The 21,293-nt window shown below is 69.1% G+C and carries 23 protein-coding genes and 1 pseudogene; 13 read left to right on the top strand and 11 right to left on the bottom strand.

Going from position 1 to position 21,293, the window contains the following annotated elements; all coding sequences use genetic code 11:
• Positions 1 to 148 precede the first annotated feature (148 nt).
• Positions 149 to 1,711, top strand: a complete 1,563-nt coding sequence (locus SM754_RS14295) for a Na+/H+ antiporter NhaC family protein (RefSeq protein ID WP_323676920.1) — start codon at positions 149 to 151, stop codon at positions 1,709 to 1,711.
• A gap of 314 nt (positions 1,712 to 2,025) precedes the next feature.
• On the opposite strand, the gene SM754_RS14300 is transcribed toward SM754_RS14295, so the two are convergent.
• Positions 2,026 to 3,243: an iron-containing alcohol dehydrogenase family protein gene (locus SM754_RS14300; protein WP_323676921.1), complete on the bottom strand. Its 1,218-nt coding sequence runs from the start codon at positions 3,241 to 3,243 to the stop codon at positions 2,026 to 2,028.
• Positions 3,244 to 3,633: 390 nt separating this feature from the next.
• Positions 3,634 to 4,296, bottom strand: coding sequence for an HAD family hydrolase (locus SM754_RS14305; RefSeq protein ID WP_323676922.1), 663 nt, complete (start codon positions 4,294 to 4,296; stop codon positions 3,634 to 3,636).
• Between the two features lie 234 nt (positions 4,297 to 4,530).
• Between SM754_RS14305 and SM754_RS14310 the strand changes: the two genes are divergently transcribed.
• Positions 4,531 to 5,727, top strand: a complete 1,197-nt coding sequence (locus SM754_RS14310) for a GAF domain-containing sensor histidine kinase (protein ID WP_323676923.1) — start codon at positions 4,531 to 4,533, stop codon at positions 5,725 to 5,727.
• A gap of 57 nt (positions 5,728 to 5,784) precedes the next feature.
• Here the strand turns inward: SM754_RS14310 and SM754_RS14315 are convergent, their stop codons facing one another.
• Both SM754_RS14315 and SM754_RS14325 read right to left on the bottom strand, forming a co-directional pair.
• A complete protein-coding gene (locus SM754_RS14315) occupies positions 5,785 to 6,852 on the bottom strand; it encodes a hypothetical protein (protein ID WP_323676924.1) in 1,068 nt (355 codons plus the stop codon).
• Between the two features lie 143 nt (positions 6,853 to 6,995).
• Complete coding sequence (locus SM754_RS14325; protein WP_501993794.1) at positions 6,996 to 8,195, bottom strand: lycopene cyclase domain-containing protein; 1,200 nt, start codon at positions 8,193 to 8,195, stop codon at positions 6,996 to 6,998.
• A 153-nt stretch (positions 8,196 to 8,348) separates the two neighbouring features.
• On the opposite strand from SM754_RS14325, the gene SM754_RS14330 reads away from it, so the two are divergent.
• Together SM754_RS14330 and SM754_RS14335 are read left to right on the top strand one after the other, a co-directional pair.
• The gene (locus SM754_RS14330; RefSeq protein ID WP_323676925.1) at positions 8,349 to 9,434 is read left to right on the top strand and encodes a hypothetical protein; all 1,086 of its coding nucleotides are present in this window, start codon (positions 8,349 to 8,351) and stop codon (positions 9,432 to 9,434) included.
• A gap of 27 nt (positions 9,435 to 9,461) precedes the next feature.
• Entirely contained in the window at positions 9,462 to 9,872 is a 411-nt protein-coding gene (locus tag SM754_RS14335) for a VanZ family protein (protein WP_323676926.1), read from the top strand.
• 104 nt (positions 9,873 to 9,976) lie between these two features.
• Here SM754_RS14335 and SM754_RS14340 read toward each other — a convergent pair whose 3' ends face one another.
• The gene (locus SM754_RS14340) at positions 9,977 to 10,951 is read right to left on the bottom strand and encodes an ornithine cyclodeaminase family protein (protein WP_323676927.1); all 975 of its coding nucleotides are present in this window, start codon (positions 10,949 to 10,951) and stop codon (positions 9,977 to 9,979) included.
• A 181-nt stretch (positions 10,952 to 11,132) separates the two neighbouring features.
• Between SM754_RS14340 and SM754_RS14345 the strand changes: the two genes are divergently transcribed.
• Positions 11,133 to 12,299 (top strand): NAD(P)/FAD-dependent oxidoreductase, encoded by a 1,167-nt coding sequence (locus tag SM754_RS14345; protein WP_323676928.1) that lies wholly within the window; start codon positions 11,133 to 11,135, stop codon positions 12,297 to 12,299.
• Between the two features lie 42 nt (positions 12,300 to 12,341).
• Here SM754_RS14345 and SM754_RS14350 read toward each other — a convergent pair whose 3' ends face one another.
• The 4 genes from SM754_RS14350 to SM754_RS14365 form a co-directional block, all read right to left on the bottom strand.
• Positions 12,342 to 12,551 carry a hypothetical protein gene (locus SM754_RS14350; RefSeq protein ID WP_323676929.1) on the bottom strand — a complete coding sequence of 70 codons (210 nt, stop codon included), beginning with the start codon at positions 12,549 to 12,551 and terminating at the stop codon, positions 12,342 to 12,344.
• The gene (locus tag SM754_RS14355) at positions 12,548 to 13,042 is read right to left on the bottom strand and encodes an HTH domain-containing protein (protein ID WP_323676930.1); all 495 of its coding nucleotides are present in this window, start codon (positions 13,040 to 13,042) and stop codon (positions 12,548 to 12,550) included. Before SM754_RS14355 ends, SM754_RS14350 begins: the two co-directional genes overlap by 4 nt.
• 359 nt (positions 13,043 to 13,401) lie before the next feature.
• The gene (locus SM754_RS14360; protein WP_323676931.1) at positions 13,402 to 13,530 is read right to left on the bottom strand and encodes a DUF7989 family protein; all 129 of its coding nucleotides are present in this window, start codon (positions 13,528 to 13,530) and stop codon (positions 13,402 to 13,404) included.
• A gap of 87 nt (positions 13,531 to 13,617) precedes the next feature.
• Positions 13,618 to 14,274 carry an HAD family hydrolase gene (locus SM754_RS14365; protein WP_323676932.1) on the bottom strand — a complete coding sequence of 219 codons (657 nt, stop codon included), beginning with the start codon at positions 14,272 to 14,274 and terminating at the stop codon, positions 13,618 to 13,620.
• Positions 14,275 to 14,455: 181 nt separating this feature from the next.
• On the opposite strand from SM754_RS14365, the gene SM754_RS14370 reads away from it, so the two are divergent.
• The 3 genes and pseudogenes from SM754_RS14370 to SM754_RS20540 form a co-directional block, all read left to right on the top strand.
• Positions 14,456 to 15,271 carry an aldo/keto reductase gene (locus tag SM754_RS14370; RefSeq protein ID WP_323676933.1) on the top strand — a complete coding sequence of 272 codons (816 nt, stop codon included), beginning with the start codon at positions 14,456 to 14,458 and terminating at the stop codon, positions 15,269 to 15,271.
• 79 nt (positions 15,272 to 15,350) lie between these two features.
• Positions 15,351 to 16,676 (top strand): DNA polymerase IV, encoded by a 1,326-nt coding sequence (gene dinB, locus SM754_RS14375; protein WP_323676934.1) that lies wholly within the window; start codon positions 15,351 to 15,353, stop codon positions 16,674 to 16,676.
• A 66-nt stretch (positions 16,677 to 16,742) separates the two neighbouring features.
• Positions 16,743 to 16,883 (top strand): annotated as a pseudogene (locus SM754_RS20540) (DnaJ domain-containing protein); the annotation flags it as partial.
• Positions 16,884 to 16,960: 77 nt separating this feature from the next.
• On the opposite strand, the gene SM754_RS14385 reads toward SM754_RS20540, so the two are convergent.
• Complete coding sequence (locus tag SM754_RS14385) at positions 16,961 to 17,542, bottom strand: hypothetical protein (protein ID WP_323676936.1); 582 nt, start codon at positions 17,540 to 17,542, stop codon at positions 16,961 to 16,963.
• On the opposite strand from SM754_RS14385, the gene SM754_RS14390 reads away from it, so the two are divergent.
• Entirely contained in the window at positions 17,520 to 18,212 is a 693-nt protein-coding gene (locus tag SM754_RS14390; RefSeq protein WP_323676937.1) for a hypothetical protein, read from the top strand. The two genes, SM754_RS14385 and SM754_RS14390, sit on opposite strands and share 23 nt — an antisense overlap.
• Before the next feature lie 37 nt (positions 18,213 to 18,249).
• On the opposite strand, the gene SM754_RS14395 is transcribed toward SM754_RS14390, so the two are convergent.
• The gene (locus SM754_RS14395) at positions 18,250 to 18,885 is read right to left on the bottom strand and encodes a uracil-DNA glycosylase family protein (RefSeq protein ID WP_501993795.1); all 636 of its coding nucleotides are present in this window, start codon (positions 18,883 to 18,885) and stop codon (positions 18,250 to 18,252) included.
• Between the two features lie 152 nt (positions 18,886 to 19,037).
• Here SM754_RS14395 and SM754_RS14400 point away from each other — a divergent pair, with 152 nt between their 5' ends.
• From SM754_RS14400 to SM754_RS14415, 4 genes are all read left to right on the top strand, one after another.
• Entirely contained in the window at positions 19,038 to 19,610 is a 573-nt protein-coding gene (locus SM754_RS14400; RefSeq protein WP_323676938.1) for a peroxidase-related enzyme, read from the top strand.
• Positions 19,611 to 19,802: 192 nt separating this feature from the next.
• Positions 19,803 to 20,393 carry an AsnC family transcriptional regulator gene (locus SM754_RS14405; RefSeq protein WP_323676939.1) on the top strand — a complete coding sequence of 197 codons (591 nt, stop codon included), beginning with the start codon at positions 19,803 to 19,805 and terminating at the stop codon, positions 20,391 to 20,393.
• A gap of 94 nt (positions 20,394 to 20,487) precedes the next feature.
• Complete coding sequence (locus SM754_RS14410) at positions 20,488 to 20,688, top strand: heavy-metal-associated domain-containing protein (RefSeq protein WP_323676940.1); 201 nt, start codon at positions 20,488 to 20,490, stop codon at positions 20,686 to 20,688.
• Positions 20,689 to 20,758: 70 nt separating this feature from the next.
• Positions 20,759 to 21,178: a plastocyanin/azurin family copper-binding protein gene (locus SM754_RS14415; RefSeq protein WP_323676941.1), complete on the top strand. Its 420-nt coding sequence runs from the start codon at positions 20,759 to 20,761 to the stop codon at positions 21,176 to 21,178.
• The last annotated feature ends 115 nt before the right edge of the window (positions 21,179 to 21,293 follow it).

Genomic DNA, 21,293 nt, shown 5'->3' on the forward strand with positions numbered 1-21,293 from the left:
GTGTTCGTTGTGTCCACTCGTCTAGCGTCTTGGTATCGCCCGCTATCGAATATGGAAGAAGACAGCTACGCGTTCTAGTGGTTCTTCGAGGTTTACAGTTTAGCGTATGACAGGATTTATGAACTGTAATTCTAAAATCCGGAGCGTAATGCCTTCTGAAACGTTCGGTATTATAAGCCTCTTGCCAGCACTGATTGCAATCGTGTTGACGCTGGCGAGCAGGCAGGTTCTGTTGTCGTTGTTCGCCGGCATCTGGATTGGCGCGACCATCCTCGTCGGCTGGAATCCGGTTACTGGGGCGGCGCACTCGCTCCAGTTGGTCATCAACAACATCACTGGGTCGTTCAACAGCAAACTGCTCCTGTTCACGTTCCTCTCGGGCGCGATGCTGGGGATGATCTTCCTGTCCGGCGGGATGAAGGCGCTCGCCGACCGTATCATCTCACGGATCAAGACCCGGAAACAGGCCGAGATCGGGACGGGCATCCTCGGAATGTTGATCTTCGTGGACTCGTACGCGAGCACGATGATCACCGGGTCCGTGATGCGGCCGATCACGGACAAGTTCAACATCAGTCGCGAGAAGCTCGCGTACCTCCTCGACTCCACGACGTCGCCCGTCGTCAGCGTCGCCGTCGTCTCCACGTGGGTCGGTTTCGAGGTCGGACTCATCAAGGAACAGTTCCAGTCGCTCGGGATCGACAAGAGTCCGTTCGTGGTGTTCCTCCAGAGCATCCCCTTCCGCTTCTACAGCCTCCTCGCGGTCGTGCTCGTGTTCGTCCTCATCGTGGCTGACTGGGACTTCGGTCCCATGGCGCGTGCCGAGAAGCGGGCGAATACGACCGGGAAGGTCCTCCGCGACGACGCCGATCCGCTCCTGGAGACGCGCGAGGAGGACATCGAGACGCCCGACCACGTCGACTCGCGCTGGTGGTACTTCGCCGCGCCGATCGTCGCACTCGTCGTCGTCACCGGCCTCGGCCTTCTCTCCTCGGGTGGGTGGCCCGGTGTGGCGCCCGTCGAGGCGCTGAAGGACGCCGCGACCGCAGACGCGATCCTCTGGGGCGTGTTCTCAGCGTGCGGGATCATGCTCGCTATCCTGGTCGGGCACGCTCGCGTCGAACTGGAACTGATCAGTGACTCGATCTTCGAGGGGTTCAAGATGGTGATGTTCCCCGTCGCGATCCTCTCGCTCGCGTGGACGATCGGCTCCGTGAGCGAGGCGCTCGGCGTCGGCCCGTACGTGGTCTCCGTCGCACAGGGCGTCATCTCGCCGGAGCTCCTGCCCGCTGTCGTGTTCCTGGCCGCCGCTATCATCTCGTTCAGTATCGGGACCTCGTGGGGGACGATGGGCATCATGTTCCCCGTCGCCGTCCCGCTCGCGTTCAACATGAGTGCGCCGCTCCCGGGTGCCATCGGCGCGATCCTCACCGGCTCGCTGTTCGGTGATCACTGCTCGCCGATCAGCGACACGACGGTGTTGTCCTCGATGTTCGCCGGCGCGGACCACGTCGACCACGTGAACACGCAGATCCCGTACGCGGTGCTCTGCGGGACCGTCGCCACGGCGTTGTTCCTGGCGAGCGGGTACGGCGTGTCGCCGCCGCCGCTCCTCCTCGCTGGCGTCGTCGCGCTCGTCGTCCTTGCGTACGGTCTCTCCGAGCACACCTCGGTGACGATGCCGCGCATGTTCGGCTCGGACGCAGACTGACCGCGGCCGAACCCAGCGCACCGTTCGTTCTCACGGACCGCGACACGGGAGCGGCCGTTCTTGCCGCCGGTCCGTGTCTCGTCGTCTCCGCCAGTGGTGGCTGAGTCGTCGAGGTGGTGTCGCGACGACGCGGACAGGGCGAAGGCGGCCGAGCTCCTCCGGCTCATCACGTCCCAGTGCCCGCGCGGCAGGGTCCCCGAGACCGCGTCCTGGAGGTGGTCGACGATGTCACGGCGGTGCTCGGCGGAATCTACGGCGAGGGACGGTCGGTCGCGTCGAGACGGCCGGGAGCGAGTTCTCGTCGTGGGACGACGTCAGTACGCGGCCTCGAGCACGCGTTCGAGCTCGTCGCGCGTCGGGTCCAGTCCCGTGGGTGCGTTCGCCATGAAGGGGTCGTCGAGGGTGTATCGGGCGATCGCTTCGAACGCTCCGGGTCCGGGCCCGTCGATGTCGCGCAATCGCGTGGGGAGGTCGAGCGCATCGACGACGTCGGTGACCGCGTCGACGATGCCGCCGGCGGGGTCGGTGTCGTCGTCGTCGACGCCCAGCGCGTCCGCGAGGCGGTCGCGACGGCCATCGACGTGCTCGAAGAGATACTCGAGGACGTGGGGCGTGACGACCGCGTGCGCTTCGCCCTGCTGGACGTCCGACGCGTGCGTGAGGCCGTGGCCGAACGCGTGGATGACGGAGAGCGTGCCGGCGTCGGGCCGCGAGATGCCGTACTGGACGAGGACGATGCCTTCGACGACGGGCGCGAGGGTGTCCGCGTCGACGTCGCCGCGCCCGAGCTCGACGAGCCCGTCCGCGAGAAGCCCGAGGCCGCGGGCGGCGGTGGCGTCCGTGACGGGCGTCGCGTGCCTGCTGTAGAGGGTCTCGAGACCCTTGTTGAAGCCGTTCATCGCGGACCCGGCGAGGATGCGCTTCGGGGTGGTGGCGAACAGTTCCGGGTCGTACGCGATGGCCGCGGGCATGAGTCGGGGGTCGCCGACGCCGCCGCTCGCGGGGTCGTCGACGAGCCCGTTCTCGGGGTGGGCGGTGATGCCGGCGACGATGGAGAGGTCCGCGCCGGCGAGCGTCGTCGGCACGGCGACGACGGGCGGCAGGTCGGTGTCCGGGATGGTGATGGTGCCGCGCCCCTGGAACCGCTCGCCGACCGCGTCGCGGTCGGTCGCGGCGAGGACGGCCGCGACCTTCGCGACGTCGAGACTGCTGCCGCCGCCGAGGGCGACGAGCGCGTCCGCGTCGTGCTCGCGCATCGCGTCGAGCGCGTCGAACGCGGTCGCGAGCCGCTTCTGCGGTGTCGTCCCCGCGAACACGCCGGCGAACCGGTCGCCGAGCCCGTCGGTGACGGGGTCGACGACGGCGGGCGTGCTCCCGACGGTCTCACCGCAGACGACGAGTGCACGCTCGATGCCGTGCTCGGCGAGTTCGTCCTCCAGGGCGTTCACGCACCCGCGTCCGTACCGGAGGATGCCGGGGTCGTACTCGAACCGGAACGACTCGCCGTTCCGGTCGGTGTCGCCGTCCACCATCGTTCAGGTCTCTCCGCCGTCGCCGAACGGTCGGTCGGTCGCTATCGCGGTGGCGTGACACGGAGCGGCACGTATCGAAGGCATGCTATCGGAGAGTGCGCCCGCGCGGATATGCGTTCTGCGGACGGCGACCGCACTAGGTGACGTCGTCGTCTCTCGGTGACGCGCGTGTCTGCGAACGGTCACGTTGCTGTCAGCGATATCCCGTGCCATGACCTGCCCGTCTCAAGCATCGAGAGAGCGACGGCGAGCGGGCGTTCGAGACGGCGCAGCCGCTCGAGACGGCGCATGTGTTGTGCGCGGTCGCGGCGCTCGACCAGACGCGCGAGCGACTCGGCTCGTAGCGGCCGCTACCGCGGGTCGAAGGCGACTACGGGGAGCCTCCGGCGGTCAGCTACAGATGCGGCGCAGGTCCTCGAGGCAGTCGATGTCCCACGTCGGCCAGACGTTCAGCTCCCAGTCCGTCCGGTGGGGCCGTCGGATGAACGCGGAGTCGATGCCCGCGCGTTCCGCGGCGCGGATGTCGGACTCGTTGTCGCCGACGAACAGCGCGGAGTCCGTCGACGCCTCCAGGTCCGCGAGCGCCCGGTCGATGTAGTGCGGGTTCGGTTTCCGGCGGTCGAGGCTCTGGATGGTCGCCTCGCGGCCGTACGCCGCCCCGAAGTCGACGGGGACGTCGAAGTGCTCGAGGAGGAAGTCGACGGTCTCCTGTTGGTTCGAACTCACGATGCCCATGTCGACGTCCAGGTCCGAGAGGACGTGCAGGTCGTCGTAGAACGTCTTCCGGCCCGCGCGGGCCTCCTCCTGCTGTGCGAGCGACAGCCGTCGGTCGCGCGTCCGCCAGAAGATGTCGGGGTCGATATCGTACTTGTCGCAGACGACGCCAACCTGCTCGGGCGTGGCGCCGATCGTCATATCCTCGACGTGTTCGGGGTCCGGGTCGGTCACGTCGAACAACTCGAACGTCTCCTGGGTTGCGTCCCGGAGCACGTCGAAGCTCGTTCGACCGACGAGGACACCGTCGTTGTCGAAGACGACGGTATCGTAGGTCACAGTACTTATATCGTCGTCACCTTGATAAGTGTTTCAGTCGGTGGGCGGTGGTCGTCTCGGGCCGACGCGTCACGCTGCGGAGCGCCCACAGTGTTTTCAGCCTGACGATGCCATAGGTAGCATCGTGCGCTATCTTCGAGGAACTGCGACGTCCGTCCTCGGACCCGACGACGGCGGGGTCGGACCGCGACGACGGTCGGCCCGCCGGCGCCGACCGAACGGAGTGGTCGAGGGATGACCGACGACCACGTCCCGGACGACGGCCCGGGGTCGGACGCCACCACGAGCGGCCTCGACGTGCTTCAGGGGACGGATGACTTGGACGCTGACCGGGCACGGCGAGCGCTGTACGTGGTCATGCAGGAGGACCTGTCGTTCGAACGGAAGGCCGAGCGCGCACTCGCCATCGGACGGCGGTACCTCGACGTCGACAACGGGCACGTCACGCGCGTGGACCCGGAGACGGACTACTGGAAGGCGCTCGCGAGCACGGACGACGCGGACGGCCAGTTCCCGGCGGGACTCCTCGTCGAACTCGGCGAGACGTACTGTCGGCGGACGGTCGCGTCGGACGACCCAATCGCGCTGCACGAGGCGTCCGCGCAGGGCTGGGGCGACGATCCGGCGTACGACGCACACGGCCTGGAGTGCTATCACGGGACGACCATCACGCTCGACGACGAGCCGTACGGGACCGTCTGCTTCGTGTCCGAGGACGCGCGCTCGGAACCGTTCTCCGACGACGAGACGCTGTTCGCGGAGCTCGTCGCACGGCTCCTCGAGCACGAACTGGAACGCGAGCGCACCGCGGCGCGCATCGACCGCCTGGAGGCGTTCGCGAGCGTCGTCAGTCACGACCTCCGGAACCCGTTGACCGTCGCCAGCGGAAGCGTGGCGACGGCTCGGGAGGAACGGGAGAGCGAGCACCTCGCGGTCGCCGCGGAGTCCCTCGACCGCATGGAGGCGCTCATCGACGACGTCATGCAGATGGCGCGCAGCGGCGGTGACGTCGATGCGACCGACCTGGTCTCGCTCTCGACGGTCGCGGACGCGTCCTGGGCGTGCGTCGACACCGCCGGCGCCGACCTCGCCGTCGTGGACGACGCGGTGTTCCGCGCCGACCGCGACCGCGTCCGCAGTCTCTTCGAGAACCTCTTCCGGAACGCGGTCGAGCACGGCCGCGAGGACGTCTCGGTCGACGTGGGTGCGCTCGACTCGGACGGCTTCTACGTCGCGGACGACGGCCCCGGAATCCCCGAGCGCGACCGCGAGGTGGTCTTCGAGACCGGGTACACGACGGGCGGCATCGGTCTCGGGCTCGCCATCGTCGAGAACGTCGCGACCGCCCACGGGTGGACGGTCGCGGTCGACGAGAGCGACGCCGGGGGCGCTCGCTTCGAGGTGACCGACGTCGTCCTCGAGAGGACCTGACGTCGAACGGCCCGGACCGCACTGAGGCCGGGGCCGAGCGTTCGACCGGCCGGTGACTCAGTTCGTCGACTCGGTGACCGAGACGAGCGGGCAGTTCACGTTCGCCGCGCCCTGTGCGAGGACGTTCGCGTTCTTCGCGGACGCGAGGTCCATGACCGAGTCGAAGTCGTCGTTGTCGTAGACGTTCACGAGCCAGAACGGCGAGTAGTCGTCGTCGCCCGGCAGGCTCGCGACGACGTTGTGGTTCTGAGCGCTCCCGTCCTCCGTCACGAACCCGGACTGGGGGCCGCCGCCGTCCTCGCCGGGGTCGGTGTTGAACGTCACGTATATCGGTGACAGCGGCACCACGCCGTTCGTGACCTCGAGGGACGCCTCGGCGAACGTGAAGTACGAGACCGTCTTCCCGTCGTACCAGCCCCGCGTGAGGCCGGTGTCCCCGTCGCCGACGCGTTTCTCGGCGGTCGACCCGTCGGGGACGACCGGGCAGTTCACGAGGGTGTCCGTCGCCTCGACGGGGTAGTCGCCGTCGTCGATGGCGTCGACGCTCGTGATGGCGTTCGCCTCGTAGTCCTCGGGGACCGTCACCTCGTGCACTCGCCAGAAGTCGCTGTACCCGTCGTCGCCGGGTTTGACGCCGACGACGTTCAGTTGGTCCGCGACGGGCTGGTCCTCGCCCTCGCGGAAGAGGACGTATATCGGTGCCGGCCCGATGGGTTGCACGTCGAGGTCGTAGTACTGGACGACCTCGCCGTCGGGACCGAGGCCCTGATGCCAGAACGGTTTCCGGTCGAAGTCGATGGGTTCGTCCGGGCCGGGGAGGTCCGGGTTCGCCGACCGCTTGTGGAGCGTGCCGGCGTCGTCGCTGAACCGGTCCACGGCGGCGCGCTCGGCCATGTCGGGGTCGGTCGGCTCCATCCCCATGTCGTCGCCCTCGGTCGTGCTTCCCTCGCCCATCCCGTCGTCGCCGGTCGTCATACCGTCGTCGCCGGTGGTCATCCCGTCCATGCCGTCGTCGGTCGTGGACGACTCGGCGTCGTCGCCGGTCCCCAGGCAACCCGCGAGCGTTCCGGCGCCGAGGACGCCGACCGCTGCGACGAACCGTCGTCTCGTGCTGTCTTCGCGCATCGTACCGACACCGACACCTGCCAGCCGTATGATGGTTTTCCGAACTCCGTCTCACGTCCGCACAAGGTCCCACGGAACTCCCTCTAGAATTCATCGGAACTCGGCCTGCCGACGACGACCCCGGACCACCACTCGTACCTGCGCTACTCGGTCGAGACCCGGTCGGCGTCGCGGTCCGCGGCGTCACGGCCGACGAGCGTCTCGTGGATGCCGAGCGCGAGCGCGGGCACGACGACCATGAAGATGTGCTCCTCCAGGGGAATCCCGAGGAGTTCGACGCCCGTCCGCATCGGGATGGCGAACACGCCAACCTCGAGCGTGTACCAGTCCCAGACGTACGCGATGGGGTACAGGACCGCGATGGTACGCGCCGTGCGACGGGCGGCGGCGCGACCGGCGCGATACAGGAGCGCGGCCGCGACCGACCCGAACGCGACCTCCGTCGCGAGGTAGGTCCACTCGCCCAACGCCGTGATGTCCGGGAGCGCAACGCCGGCGAGCGGCCGGAAGTACACCGCCGCCACGAGCACCGCGAGGAAGACGTACGCACCGCGGACGAGGAGCATCGTCGCCAGGTCCGGCGGGGCTCGCGCGGCGTACAGCGCCACGGCGACGAACGCCGGGATGGCGAGCGGCGCGCTCGCAGGGACGACGCCGTCGATGGCGAACGCGAGCACCGCGAACAGCCCCGCGCCCATCAGCCCGTACGCGAGCCGTCGAGCGCGCGCCTGCCCGAGGACGACACCCACGGTGCGCTTGTCGATGCTCGCGTCGTACTCGACGTCGGTCAGGTCGTCGATGACCTTCACGCCCGTCAGGACGAGGAGGAACACGACCGCGAACGCCACCGCCTCCGCGCGTATCGCCGCGGTCTGGGCGTGGTTGCTCGCGACGACGACGACCGCGATACCGACCGGGTAGCCGAGCGTCGCCCCGAGCGGGTTCGTGTCGAGCGTCGGCGCGTGCAGGTACCCGATGAACCACGTCGGCGCGAGCAACAGCGCCGAGACCGGGTCGACGACCGCCCAGAGCGTCGCGAGACACCCCAGGAACGCGACCGCGGCCGCCGCGAGCGCCAGCCGACAGCCGACCGGCGTCAGCGGGTGATCGTCGTCCTCGCCGCGCACGTGGAAGTCCACGTAGCCGTCCTTGACGTGCGCCGTGTACACCGCACAGAACGTCCCGAGGGAGACGACGACGACGGGGAGGAGCGCGAAGTCGCGAGCCAGCGCCGCGCCGAACCACGCCGCGGCGATCGGCGGCAGCATGAACACGGGGTGGACCTGGGACGCGTACGCCTTGACGTCCGCCATCGCGCCCGTGCCATGTCGAGCAACACGCATGTGTCGAACGTTAGACCACCACGTGGATAAGGGCTAGGTTCGCGGTGGCCGCCCCTCGAAAGAACCCGGCAGCAGGGGCTCGGTCGGAGCCCACTGCGACGGTCCCGAGACCGTCCGGCAAGCCTTTTCAGGGGGCTTCTCCAAAGGGAGTCAATGCCAATCGCTCCGCCGATCCAGGGCAGCGATATCGAGACGCTCCCCGACGACACCGAACTCGTCGAGGACCTCGCCTCCCGGCCCGACGTCGAGACCGTCCTCCCGAAGTTCGTCGGAGACGAACGGACGGGACGGTTCGTCACGTCGTTCTTCGTCGTCAAGGGCGAACGCATGGTCGCCTACGCCCGACGCCGCGACGGCGACGAGGTCGACTTCGAGCAGGTCGCCACCGGCGAGGTCGACGAACCCGTCGACTGGGTCGGGACCGTCTGGGATCAGACGCTGCACTTCGGCGACGACGACGCCGAGACCGTCGTCCGCCTCCGCGAGCGCGCCGCCTACGAGACACACTGGCTGTTCGACGGCCACGACCCCCAGGACTCGTTCGAATCGTACCGTCTCGACCCGCTCGGGCACGAACCCACCGGGTTCACCGAGTGCGACCACGCGCCCTCCGGCGACAGCACGCCCGCACCGAACCTCGGTTTCAACGTCTCCTCGTGCGCCGAGTGCAACGCGCCCCTGTTCGTCATGCACGACGGCGACGGCACGCGCTCGATGGAAATCCTGAACGCCATCCACCTCGGCGAGGCGTTCGGCGACGACGGCACCATCCGCGGGTTCCGCGTCGTCCCCGACGGCCCGGTCTCCCCGAAGGAGGAGGCGCTGTTCGTGCTCTCGCAGATGGCGAACAACGAGAACCCGTCGATGGAGCGGTACGCGCGCGCCGGCAAGCAAGCGCTCATATTCCTCGTCGGCGACCAGATCGTGGGGTACGCGAGCTGGCAGCACGTCGGCCCGAACGTCACCCTCGACGGTATCTACCTCCTCCCCGAGTACCGCGGCGACGGCGGGCTCGCCGAGACCGTCGTGCAGGCGTTCTACGACGAGATCGAAGCCGACGAGTACCTCGTCGAGACGCCGAACGACGCCGCGCGACGCGCCATCGCACGCGCCGGCCACCTCGACACCGGCGTGGCCACGCCCGTCGCCACGCTCGCGTGCCGCGACACGACTGACGCGAGCGACGCCGGCGCAATCTACGTCGACCCGCGACCGCGACCCTACGACCCGGTCCGATAAACGCACTCGATACAGACCATTCGACGTATGCCTCGTCTCCCCGTCCTCCCTCGATTCGTTCGTGCAGGAGCGTTCGCTGCCGCCCTCGCGGTCGTCGTCTACTTCTCGCTGCTCGACGCCCCGCCGGCCGCGTTCGAGCCGACGCCGTGGTACGACAAGCAACTGCACTTCGCCGCGTACGCGGCCGTGACCGCGACCGCGGCCGGCGTCACCATCGAGGTCCGCGACCGGCGATGGTACCGTATCGGACTCGTCGTCGCGTTCGCATTCGCGTTCGGCGTCGCCATCGAACTCGTCCAGTGGCCGCTCGCCGACCGGTACGCGTCCGTCGCGGACGTCGTCGCGAACGTACTAGGGACGGTTCTCGGGTCGACCGTGTTCCTCGTCGAAGACGCGCTCGGGTACGCCGACGACCCCGCCGACGACGCCCGCGCCTGACTCGTCGACAAGCCACCAGCGGACGTGACCACTCCTGACTCGCTACCAGCCATCCAGCCGACGCGACTGCTCCTCACTCGCTCGCGAATCCCTCTTCCGAGGCGTCAGAGCGGGACGTCGGTACCGATGGCCGCGTCCTCGGCGCGAGCGAGCAGCCAGTCGGCGGTCGCGGCGTCCAGGACCGCAGAGCCGACGCTCTCCACGACGACCAGCTCGTCGGACGCGACCCGCGGCGCGTCGAACGCGTCCGCGAACGGCCGGAGGGAGTCGGCGTCGCGGCGTCCGGCGAGGTCCCCGGTCGCGACCGCCTCCTCGGGGACGTCCGCGTAGACGCGGTCGGCGCGCGCGACGGTCTCTTGGTCGAGTTCCCGCATGTCGGGCGTGTACGCGCCGACGGCGACGACGACCGCGCCGTCCGGGCAGTCCGCGGCGTCGAACACGGGCTCGGTGCTCGTCGTCGCCGTCACGACCGCGTTCGCGCCGTCGAGCGCGTCAGCGGGTGACGTGGCGGCGCGGACGTCGGCGTCGAGCGCCGCGTCGAGGTCGGCCGCGAACTCGCGTCTCGAATCGCTCGGGGAGTACACCGCGACCGCGTCGAGGTCGGTCGCGGTCGCGATGGCGCGAGTCTGCCAGCGCGCCTGCGTGCCCGCCCCGAAGACCGCGAGCGTGACCGGAGCGCGTGCGAGGTGCGAGACGGCGAGTCCACCGATACAGCCGGTCCGGGCGTTCGTGACGCGCGTCCCGGCGAGCAACGCCCTGGGTTCGCCGGTCGCGGCGTCGGCGGCGAGTATCTGCGCGTGCACCGTCGGCAGTCCGTCGTCCGGATTGCGCTCGTGGACGCTCGCCACCTTCGTCGCGTACGTCGCCGAACCGTGCACGTACGCCGGCATCGCGAGTCCGGTCCCGAGCGCCCGCTCGTCGTCCTCCGGGTCGAGGCCCTCCCCGAGCGGGAAGTGCGGGCGGTCCGGCCGCTCGACGGCACCGTCCCGCTGCGCGCGGAACGCGTCCGCCACGACCGGCAGCAGTGCGTCGAGGTCCAGGAGTCGGTCGACGGCGTCGTCGGCGATGACGCGAACCATACCGGAGCGTCCCCGCCGACCACCTTCACCGTTGGGTCGACGGACGCGTCCGCGAGCTTCACGGTTACCCACACAGCAGCGGCCGCACCGTGCGTCGGTAGAACCGTCGACGTCAGTGTCGGCCGACCCCCGCTACCACGGCCGAGGGAGGGTTTAACATGCCCGGCGTTCAGTGTCGCGTATGAACGTCGTCGTCGTGGGCGCGGGAATCGTCGGGCTCGCGGCCGCACGCGAACTCGCGGCCCGCGGCGCGGACGTCGTCGTCTGCGAGAAGGGCAGCGTGGGGTCGGGGAGCACCGAGCGGTCGGCCGGCGGCATCCGAACGCAGTTCTCGACCGCGGTCAACGTCCGCCTCTCCCGGGAGAGCATCGAGACGTGGGCGTCGTTCGAGGAGCGCTTCGGCGTCGACATCGCGTACCGGCGCGCCGGCTACCTCTTCCTCGCACGCACCGAGTCGACCGCCGCGGACTTCGAGGCGAACGTCGCGATGCAGCGCGACCTCGGCGTGGACAGCGAACTGCTCGCGCCGACGGACGCCCGCGACCACTGCCCGGGCCTTTCCGCCGAGGACTTTGTCGCCGCGACGTACTGTCCGACCGACGGCTTCGCAGACCCGCACCTCGCGCTCCAGGGGTACGTGCAGGCCTGCCAGGACGCCGGCGTCGACGTCCGCACGCACACGCCCGTCGAGGCCATCCATCGGGCGGGAGACGAGGCGGGCGCCGGCCGGGTGGTCGGCGCGAGTACACCGGACGAACACATCGACGCCGACGCGGTCGTGAACGCCGCCGGACCGTGGGCCGGTCGCGTGAACGCGCTCGCCGACGTCGACCTCCCCGTCGAACCGCGACGTCGGCAGGTCGCCCTCGTCGACCCCGAGACGCCCGTCCCCGCCGACGTCCCGCTCACCATCGACCTCGACACGGGCGTGTACTTCCGGCCCGAACGCGAGGGCGCCGCCATCGTCGGCGGACACTTCGACGACGCGGACCCGCCCGCGGACCCCGACCGGTTCTCGACGACGGCCGACACCGACTGGACAATCACCGCCGTCGAGCGCGCCGCCGACTGCGCGACGTACTTCGGCCCGGAGACCCGGATCAAACGCGGGTGGGCCGGACTCTACGCCGTCACGCCCGACCACCACCCCATCGTCGACGAGGTCGCACCCGGGTACGTCACCGCCATCGGGTTCTCCGGGCACGGCTTCCAGCACGCCCCGGCGACCGCACGACTCGTCGCCGACGCCGTCCTCGACGGGACGGTCGACATCGAGGGCGCGGACGCGCTCGCCGCCACGCGTTTCGACGACGACCGCGACACCACCGCAGAACGGAACGTCGCGTGACGCACACCCGGTATCTCCACGACGCTGCGACGCCGACGCGCGCTATCTCTCCGCGTCCATCCGCCGCTCGGGAATCTGCTCGACGACCTGGTCCTCCGGGACGAGCATGAGGAGTTCACCGTCGCCGGTGTCGACGAGCTCCTGGTCGGTGTCGGTCCGCCAGAGACAGGAGCGCCACGGGCCCTCCTCGAGGTTCTCGACGACCTCCGAGGGCGTGTACCGCTCGCCGTCGGACCCGACGTAGACGGTCACAATTGCGCGAGGACCGCGTCCGGTTCCTCCTCGGGCGAGTCCTCGTCGTCCGCGAGCGCCGCCAGCCTGGATTCGACGGAGACGACGCGACCGTCGTCGACGTGCGGGGCGACGTGCGTGATCTGGTCGTCGGTTCGTTCGACGAGCGTGACCGACGGGAACGTCAGGACGCGTCGGGTGTCCGTGCACGCCAGCGAGGATTCGTCGGTCACCGGGAGGTACGGGTCGAGGTCGACGGACGCCGACGCCGCCCAGCGCTTGGCGTCGACGACGAGATCGCTGATGGTGCTGCCGGCCGGACTGTCGGCGGCCACCCCCGAGAGCGAGAACCGGTTCGGAACGAGGCGCGTCCGGACGTCCGCGTACGCGTCGACGTCGAGCGCACGCTCGTAGAGGCGTTCCTGGCGGTCGTTCGAACCACCAGGAACGTCCGCCCGGACCCAGAGTTCTGCACTGGTTCCACCGTCCACGGTTTGGGGTTGGCGAGTCACGTTACGTTGTCAGGCGAAGAAACCACAAAAACGTTCCTACGGTTGGGAACGTCCAATCCGCAGACAGGGGGAGCATATCCGAGCGATATCGACCGGTTACCAGACCTATGTACCACTGGATACTCCGCGCGGAACCACCCCAGGGGCCGGAGTCACTGCCGCCTATGAACGAAAACGGTCCGATTACCATTTCCACACCGACCTTTCACGACTATTCGGGAGGTTTTGACCACGAATCGGTCACCAATCGACCGAATCTGGTCCGGACCGTTCGCCGTGGACAAGGAACCGAGCAGCGCAGGCGAAGAGAGTAACGGCGTCGCTGTTGGATGGGTCGTCCGTAGAACGGTCTCGGGTCGTCAGTCGTCGGCGGGGGTCGGGTCGTCGCTGTCGTCGGTTGCGCCGCGCTCCCAGACGTTCGTGACTGATTCGCCGTTCGGTGGGGTGTGAGAGACGTTCTTCATCTGATCTCGGTCGTGTTCTGCCATCGTGCAACGAGGTAGCACATCTCTCGTACTTAACGCTGTCGGGGCGCCTATAATAACAAACAGTACCAATGGTACGTCCTAATATACCTAGTATTCCGCGAGGAGTGACGGGATGGCGTGCAGCGAGTCGACGTCGAACGTCGGCGTCGGCTCGGGCGTCACGGCACGGTTGTGCTCGCGGCGCACCAGGACCGAATCGACGCCCGCGGCGCGGGCCGCCTCGACGTCCGTCGCCTTGTCACCGACGTACAGCGCGGTCTCCGCGCCCAGGTCGGCGAGCGCTCGCTCCAAGTAGTACGGCTCCGGCTTCTTCCGTCGGACGCTCTCCATCGTCGGCTCGCGCCCGTACCACGTCCCGAAGTGCCGGTGGAGGTCGTGCACCTCGAACACGTGGTCGATGGTCGCGTTCTGGTTGTTCGACACCACCCCGAGCGGGACGTCCAGGTCGTCGAGCACCGTCACGTCGTCGTACGCCGGCTTCCGGCCGCGGTCGGCCTCCCGGCACTGGTGGTCGGCGAACTGCGCGTCTCGCTCCCGCCAGAACGCGTCCACGTCGAGGCCGAGTCGCGCACACGTCGCCTCGACGCGGGACGGCGACACGCCCGCCACGAAGTCGTCGAGGAGGTCCTCGCCCGGGTCCACGTCGAACGATTCGAACGTCGCGCGCACCGCGCTCCGGAGCACGTCGCGGTCGGTCCGCTCGGTCAACACGCCGTCGTTGTCGAACACCACAGCGTCGTACACACACCAGCGTACACGGTCCAGGACTTCACGCTTCCGTCGCCATGTACACTCACACCACGGCAGCGACACGCTCGCTCGCAGCCACCGGCCACAAAACGGCCTGACAACCCAGCGGCCTGACCACCCCACGTCCCTGACCTCGACGACAGGACACATCACGGTGGAACGCGAACGGCCCCGCATGGAGCACGTATCCGTCGCCGACGCCGACGTCCCCACGGTCGGCCTCGGCACCTGGCAGATGGAAGGACAGACCGCGTACGGCACCGTCAAGACCGCGCTCTCGCTCGGCTACCGCCACGTCGACACCGCGCAAGCGTACGAGAACGAACGGCACGTCGGGAACGCCATCGCCGACAGCGACGTCGACCGCGACGACGTCTTCCTCACCACGAAGGTCCGCCCCGACCGCTACGAACCCGGCGACCTCCAGGCGTCGGTTCGGGAGAGCCTCGAGAAGCTCGACACCGACCACGTCGACCTCCTCCTCCTGCACTGGCCGAACCCCCTCAGCGACCTGGACGCGACGCTGCGCGCGATGGCGGACCTCGTCGACGACGGCGCCGTCTCCCACGTCGGCGTCTCGAACTTCTCCGTCGACCAGCTCCGGCGCGCGATGGCGCGCAGCCCGGTCCCCATCGCGACGAACCAGGTCCAGTTCCACCCGTTCAAACCCCAGCGCGAGCTCCTCCGGTACTGCCAGGACAACGACGTCATGCTGACCGCGTACAGTCCGCTCGCCCACGGTGCCGTCCTCGACGACGACCTCCTCTGGGCCATCGGCCGGAAGTACGGGAAGACGCCCGCGCAGGTCGCGCTCCGCTGGGCGACACAGCACCGCGGCGTCTGCGTCATCCCGAAGTCGACGTCCCGCGAACACCTCGCGCAGAACCTCGAGCTGTTCGACTTCAAACTCGACGCCGACGAGGTCGAGCGGATCGCGCGCCCCAGCGGCCTGAAGACCGCGGAGACGATGCTCCGCGGGATGCTCGGCTGACCCGGTTTCACTTTCACTCCGGACCCGGCAGATACGAGAGCGTCGAGTCCCAACCCTCGACCGACCCGTGTCCGACGACGTGACCAGACTCCCGGGCGCGAGCCCGGTCGAGGACGGCCCGCCCGACCAGCTCGTCTGCCACGTCGACATGGACTGCTTCTACGCCGCCTGCGAGCGCCTGCGCGAACCCGCGCTCCGCGGCGAACCCGTCGTCGTCGGGATGGGGTACGAGTCCGGCGACGACGCCGGCGCGGTGGCGACCGCGAGCTACGAGGCCCGCGAGTACGGCGTCGACTCGGCGATGGCCATCACGACCGCGCTCGAACGCCTCCCGCGACGCGAGGACGCCGACCCCGGCGACCCCGACGCCCCCGACCCCGGCGAGACCGGACTGTATCGACCCGTCGACCTGGACTACTACCAGGACGTCGGCGCGCAGGTGAAGGATATCCTCCACGAGTGCGCGGACGTCGTCCGCGAGGTCAGCATCGACGAGGCGTACCTCGACGTCACGGAGCGCACGAACTGGGACGTCGTCGAGGGGTTCGCGCGCCACGTCAGGCAGCGGATCGCTCGCGAGGTCGGCGTCGTCGCGAGTGTCGGCGTCGCGCCGACGATGAGCGCCGCGAAGGTGGCGAGCGACCACGACAAACCCGACGGCCTCGTCGTCGTCACGCCCGACGAGCTCGTCGAGTTCCTCGCCCCGCTCTCCGTCGAGGACGTCCACGGCGTCGGGCCCGTGACGGCGCGCAAGCTCCGCGAGGACGGTACCGAGACCGCGGGCGACCTCGCCGCCGCCGACCGCGACGCGCTCGTCGACCGGTTCGGGGAGCGCGGCGGCGAGTTGCACGACCGCGCCCGCGGTCGCGACCACCGCGAGGTCGCGCCGCGGGGCGACCCGAAGAGCTTCTCGCGCGAGTCCGCGTTCGGCTCGCCCGTCACCGACGCCGACCCGAAACGCGAGCAGGTCAGCACGCTCGCCGCGGCGGTCGCCGAGCGCGCGCAGCGCGAGGGCGCGCTCTACCGGACCATCGGCGTGAAGGCCGTCGAACCGCCGTTCGACGTGAACACCCGCGAGCGCTCGCTCCCGGGGCCGGTCGACGACCCCGGACTCGTCGAGTCCGCGGCGCTCGACCTGTTCGCGGAGTTCGAGGACGTCCCCGTCCGGAAGGTCGGCGTCCGCGTCGCGAACCTCTCGTTCACCGACCGCGACCAGCCCTCGCTGGCCTCGTTCGGCGACGACCAGGCGCGCGACGCGACCGACGACGGGAGCGAGTCCGACGCCGCGAACGGGGACGCGGACGACCAGGGACCCACGGCCGAGGGCGGGAGCGAGTCGCCAGCAGGCGATGGCCACAAGACACATACCCTCCCCTCAGGGCAGACTTCCTTGACGGACTTCTAGCCCGACACCAAGCATTGCAAATATAAACCCCACACCCATTCTCACTATCAACTACCGCTCGACCCCATGACCGATGACTTCGACTTCTACGACCTCCTCGAGATAGACGAGGACGCCAGCCAGGAGGAGGTCAAGGACGCGTTCCGGACGAAGGTGCGGGATTACCATCCCGACCTGAACGACGACCCGGACGCGCCAGCGCAGTTCACCGCGGTCAAGAAGGGCTACGAGATACTCAAAGACCCCGCCGAACGGCAGGCGTACGACCGACTCGGACACAAGGACTACGTCGCCAAGCGCACCTCGGGCATCCCGGACCCGAGCGCGTGGCAGACCGACGACAGCGGTTCCTCGAGCAGCGGGTCGACGACGAGCGCATCGAGCGGCTCGTCGACGACGAGCACCGGTACCTCGAACAGGCGGTCGTCGACGAGCGGGTCGTCGGGGACCGGTTCGTCGTCGTCGCGGTCCTCCTCGAGTGGCGGGTCGGCCTCGCGGTCGTCGAACCGCCGGAGTTCCTCGTCGCGGTCCTCGTCTTCCCGGTCGTCGTCCAGCGGCGGTTCGACGTCGAGTGAATCGTCGTCGCGGTCGAACCGCCGGAGCTCATCGTCGCGTTCGTCCTCGGGTGACGGTGCGTCGTCGAGCGATTCGTCGTCGCGTTCGAACCGCCGGAGTTCCTCGTCGAGCGCGTCGACGTCGGCGACCGGGTCGTCGAACCGTCGCGCGCGCTCCGCGTCGACGGCCACCGGGAGCGCCGGTGGAACGCCCTCGGGCGCCGGGTCCGGGTCGGCGAGCACGACCACGGACGAGGACTCGCCTACCGGGACGCGGTCCGAGGCCGCGATGTCGTCGTCGTGGACGGACAACGCGCTGTTCAACTGGTGGCGGGGCCTGAACCTCGGCTGGCCGCTCATGCTGACGTCAGCGCTCCTGTTCGTCGTCGGCGCCGGCTACTGGGCGTACGCGAACCTCGACGCGTTCAGAGCGGTCGGGGCAGCCGTCGCGGCCGCGGGCACGGACACCGCCGCGCTCCGGGAGGCGCTCACGGCGCGCCGCGGCGTCCCGACGCTGTACGACTTCGTGCAGAACACCACGCTTGTCGAACCGATGCTCCCGACGCTCCAGTGGTACGGCGCACTCGCCGGCGCGGTCGTCGCGACCGCGCTCGCGTTCGGCGTCTACCGCGCCGTCTGGGCGACGCGTCCGTACAAGTGGGTGACGATGAACGAGACCGTCGGCGTCGGGGTCGTCGCCGCAGCGGCGGCGACGGTCTACGGCGGCCCGCTCCTCGCCGGCGCGGTCGTGATGCCGTTCGTCTTCACGGTCATCATCCGGCACACGCACCGGAGCACGTACAAGTTCGAGCCGACGTACGGGTACGTCCTCGGCGTGAGCGTTCCCCTGGCCGTCATCGGCGCCGAGTACGCCGTCCCGTCACCGCCGGTGGGGGTCGACCTCGCGGGCGTCATCGTTCCCGTCCTCACCGTCCTCGTCCTGCTGTTCAGCGGGTTCGTCCGCCCGAAGATAACCGGGTAGCCCTCGACGGCCGCCCGGTGGCCTGACGCTTCTCCGGTCAGCCGACGCGCGTCGCGACGCCCTTGGTCTGTCGGTAGTCCCGACCTCGGATGGCGGTCAGGCGGTCGACGAGTGCGCGCTCGTCGTCGACCGTCCACTCGGCGGGCTCGCGTACCGGGACGACGAGGAACCCGCGGCCGCGTCGCTCCGTCGCGTGGAGCGCCGCGTCGTCGACGTCGCGCCCGACCTTCCGCCGCTGCGTGGTGTACGCCTCCAGGACGTGGTCGATGGCGCGTTCGCCGACCGGCAGGAGGATGTGCGCGTTGATGGCGCGGAGCTCGGTGTCGAAGTACCGCTCCAAGTCCGCGTACTCGCGCGGGCTCGGGTCGCGAGGGCGGCGTCCCATGAAGACGTAGCTGAGGTACGCGTTCGACGCGTCCGGCTCGTCCGCGTACGGCGCCGCCAGGAAGCCGGTCTCGTGGAGGACGCGCTGGAGGCGTTCGCCCGCGACCGACCCCGTGAACGGAACGCCCGTGTCGTCGCCACCGTGGACCGCCGGCCGGTCCCCGACGACGTGGAAGTCCGCGTTCGCGTCCCCGTACCCGTACACCGCCGGCGGGTCGTCGTCGCCCGCGAACCGCTTGGGGACCACGAGCCCGAACGGGTTCCGGACCCTGTCCGTGACGTTCTGCACGGGCGACCGTAGGCACCACCGCGAGAAAACCGTCGCGGTCACCGCACGCGCTGCCAGCGTCACGCGCCGGACGGCCGGCACGCGGGCAGGGATGTCGCGCGCACGACCACGCAGTCGGCGGTTTCTTTGCGGTAGCGGTCGTCCCCTCGGGCATGGCAGACGACGTCCCGGCGATGACGCGATTCCCCGTACCGGACCGCGACGACCTCCCCGAGGACCTCCGCGAGCGGATGCGGGAGGAGACCGAGGAGGCCGGGTTCCTCGCGAACGTCTTCGAGGCGTTCGCGTACCGGCCGTCGCACTTCCGGGCGTTCTTCGCGTACTACGACGCGCTGACCGAGCACACCGAACTCGAACGGGAGGAGATCGAGATGATCGTCGTCGCGGTCTCGGGCGCGAACGACTGCTACTACTGTAACGTCGCGCACGGCGCGCTCGTCCGCATCTACGCGGACGACCCGCTGCTCGCCGACCAGCTCGTCTCGAACCACCGGACGGCGAACGTGAGCGACGCGCATCGCGCGATGCTCGACTTCGCCGTGAAGCTCACCGAGGACCCCGCCTCGGTCGAGGAGGACGACATCGAACGCCTCGAGGACCACGGGTTCTCGCGGCGCGCGGTCTGGGACGTCGGGAGCGTCGCCGCGTTCTTCAACCTCTCGAACCGGATGGCTCACCTCGCCGACATGCGGCCGAACGCGGAGTTCCACGACATGGGACGGTAGTGTCCATATACCGAGCAGAACGCATCTCCGGGCGTTTTCCGCACGAACCGCACTTGACGTCGCGACGACGCGTTCGCGCACGGAATCGCAAGACACCGAGGGGTGCGAACGACCCCCATAATTATTTGCGAAGTACGCCTATTTCAAACTATGTCGAAAGTTGTATAGCCGAAAACCATATCGTATTCAGACATGCGCGACTTGGACGACACAGACCTCGACATCCTCCGACTCCTCGTCGAGGACGCCCGCCGCCCGTACAGCGAGATCGCGGACCGCGTGAACGTCTCCCCGCCCACGGTCTCCGACCGCGTGGAACGCCTCGCAGACCTCGGCGTCATCAACCGGTTCACCATCGACATCGACCGGTCGCTCCTCTCGACGGGCGTCCCCGTCCTCGTCGAACTCGACCTCGTCCCCGACGCCGACGACCGCGTCGCGAAGCGCCTCGCCGACGCCGAACCCGTCGAGCACGTCTACCTGACCGCCGAGAACCGCCTCGTCGTGCACGCCACCGTCCCCGACGGCGAGGTCCGCGAGACCCTGCACCGCATCGTCGACATGGATCTCGTCGACTCGCTCGACGTCAGTCTCGTCGAGGAGTACGCGTGGGACCCCAAGGTGACCGACGGGGATCTCAGTCTCGCCTGCGAGGAGTGCGCCGGCTCCGTCACGCACGACGGCGTCACGACGCAGTACGACGGCGACCTCTTCCACTTCTGCAGCGAGGAGTGTCTGGAGACGTTCGAGGACCGTTACACGGGCCTCACGAGCCAGGGCTGACGGCTCCCGGCCCTCCAAGAGCCGTCCTGGACACCGGACGTCGTCGGTCGTCGCGACCAAAACTGTTCTAACCCAGGCTTGCGCAGTGGTGTGTATGGGCACGACCCTGCGCGTGACTGGCATGACCTGCGACGGCTGTGAGGACATCGTGGAGACGGCACTGGAGATGGCTGACGGCGTGGAGAGCGCGTCGGCCGACCGAGAGGCGAACGAAGCGACCGTCGAGGGAGACGCGAGCACGGAGACGCTCGTCGAGAAGGTCGGCCTCGCCGGCTACGACGCCGAAGCCGCCTGACCTCGTCGGCCATCCGGCAGTCCGCGGGTGACGTCGCGGGCTTTATCTCGTCGACCACGTAGTGTCGACCATGGACGATTCAGGACGCACTGACCGGACGGTTCGACGACGCGACCTGCTCGGGAGCGTCGGCGTCGCAGCAGTCGCGACGACGGCCGGGTGTCTCGCGAGCGGCGACGGTACCGAGACCAAAAGCGGCGAGAACGCGGTCGTCGTCGGTCCGGGCGGCTCGTACGTGTTCGAGCCGTCGTCGCTCTCGGTCTCGGTCGGCGACACCGTCACGTGGACGTGGGAGTCGGCGAACCACAACATCGTCGTGGACTCGCAACCCGAGGGCGCGGAGTGGCAGGGGACGGACGGCGACGGCTCGAAGACGTACGACAGCGAGCATACCTACGAGTACACGTTCGAGACCGCGGGGACGTACGAGTACTACTGTCAGCCACACGAGGGCCTGGGGATGACCGGGGAGGTCGTCGTCGAGGAGTGACCGCACGACCCCGACCTCACCGCAGCCAACCGAACCGAGCTCGTCTCCGTCGGGTCCGTTCACTACAGCCCCCTCGTTCGCACCGCTCTTCTTCTCTCCCGTCCTGGTTCGATTC

This window comes from Halorubellus amylolyticus (genome assembly GCF_034808145.1).
Taxonomy (GTDB): domain Archaea; phylum Halobacteriota; class Halobacteria; order Halobacteriales; family Natrialbaceae; genus Halorubellus.

Coding starts and splice junctions, on each gene's coding strand:
- SM754_RS14295 (WP_323676920.1), top strand. CDS start 149: ATGCCTTCTGAAACGTTCGGTATTATAAGCCTCTTGCCAGCACTGATT.
- SM754_RS14300 (WP_323676921.1), bottom strand. CDS start 3,243: ATGGTGGACGGCGACACCGACCGGAACGGCGAGTCGTTCCGGTTCGAG.
- SM754_RS14310 (WP_323676923.1), top strand. CDS start 4,531: ATGACCGACGACCACGTCCCGGACGACGGCCCGGGGTCGGACGCCACC.
- SM754_RS14315 (WP_323676924.1), bottom strand. CDS start 6,852: ATGCGCGAAGACAGCACGAGACGACGGTTCGTCGCAGCGGTCGGCGTC.
- SM754_RS14325 (WP_501993794.1), bottom strand. CDS start 8,195: ATGCGTGTTGCTCGACATGGCACGGGCGCGATGGCGGACGTCAAGGCG.
- SM754_RS14330 (WP_323676925.1), top strand. CDS start 8,349: ATGCCAATCGCTCCGCCGATCCAGGGCAGCGATATCGAGACGCTCCCC.
- SM754_RS14335 (WP_323676926.1), top strand. CDS start 9,462: ATGCCTCGTCTCCCCGTCCTCCCTCGATTCGTTCGTGCAGGAGCGTTC.
- SM754_RS14340 (WP_323676927.1), bottom strand. CDS start 10,951: ATGGTTCGCGTCATCGCCGACGACGCCGTCGACCGACTCCTGGACCTC.
- SM754_RS14345 (WP_323676928.1), top strand. CDS start 11,133: ATGAACGTCGTCGTCGTGGGCGCGGGAATCGTCGGGCTCGCGGCCGCA.
- SM754_RS14360 (WP_323676931.1), bottom strand. CDS start 13,530: ATGGCAGAACACGACCGAGATCAGATGAAGAACGTCTCTCACACCCCA.
- SM754_RS14370 (WP_323676933.1), top strand. CDS start 14,456: ATGGAGCACGTATCCGTCGCCGACGCCGACGTCCCCACGGTCGGCCTC.
- SM754_RS14390 (WP_323676937.1), top strand. CDS start 17,520: ATGTCGTCGTCGTGGACGGACAACGCGCTGTTCAACTGGTGGCGGGGC.
- SM754_RS14400 (WP_323676938.1), top strand. CDS start 19,038: ATGGCAGACGACGTCCCGGCGATGACGCGATTCCCCGTACCGGACCGC.
- SM754_RS14405 (WP_323676939.1), top strand. CDS start 19,803: ATGCGCGACTTGGACGACACAGACCTCGACATCCTCCGACTCCTCGTC.
- SM754_RS14410 (WP_323676940.1), top strand. CDS start 20,488: ATGGGCACGACCCTGCGCGTGACTGGCATGACCTGCGACGGCTGTGAG.
- SM754_RS14415 (WP_323676941.1), top strand. CDS start 20,759: ATGGACGATTCAGGACGCACTGACCGGACGGTTCGACGACGCGACCTG.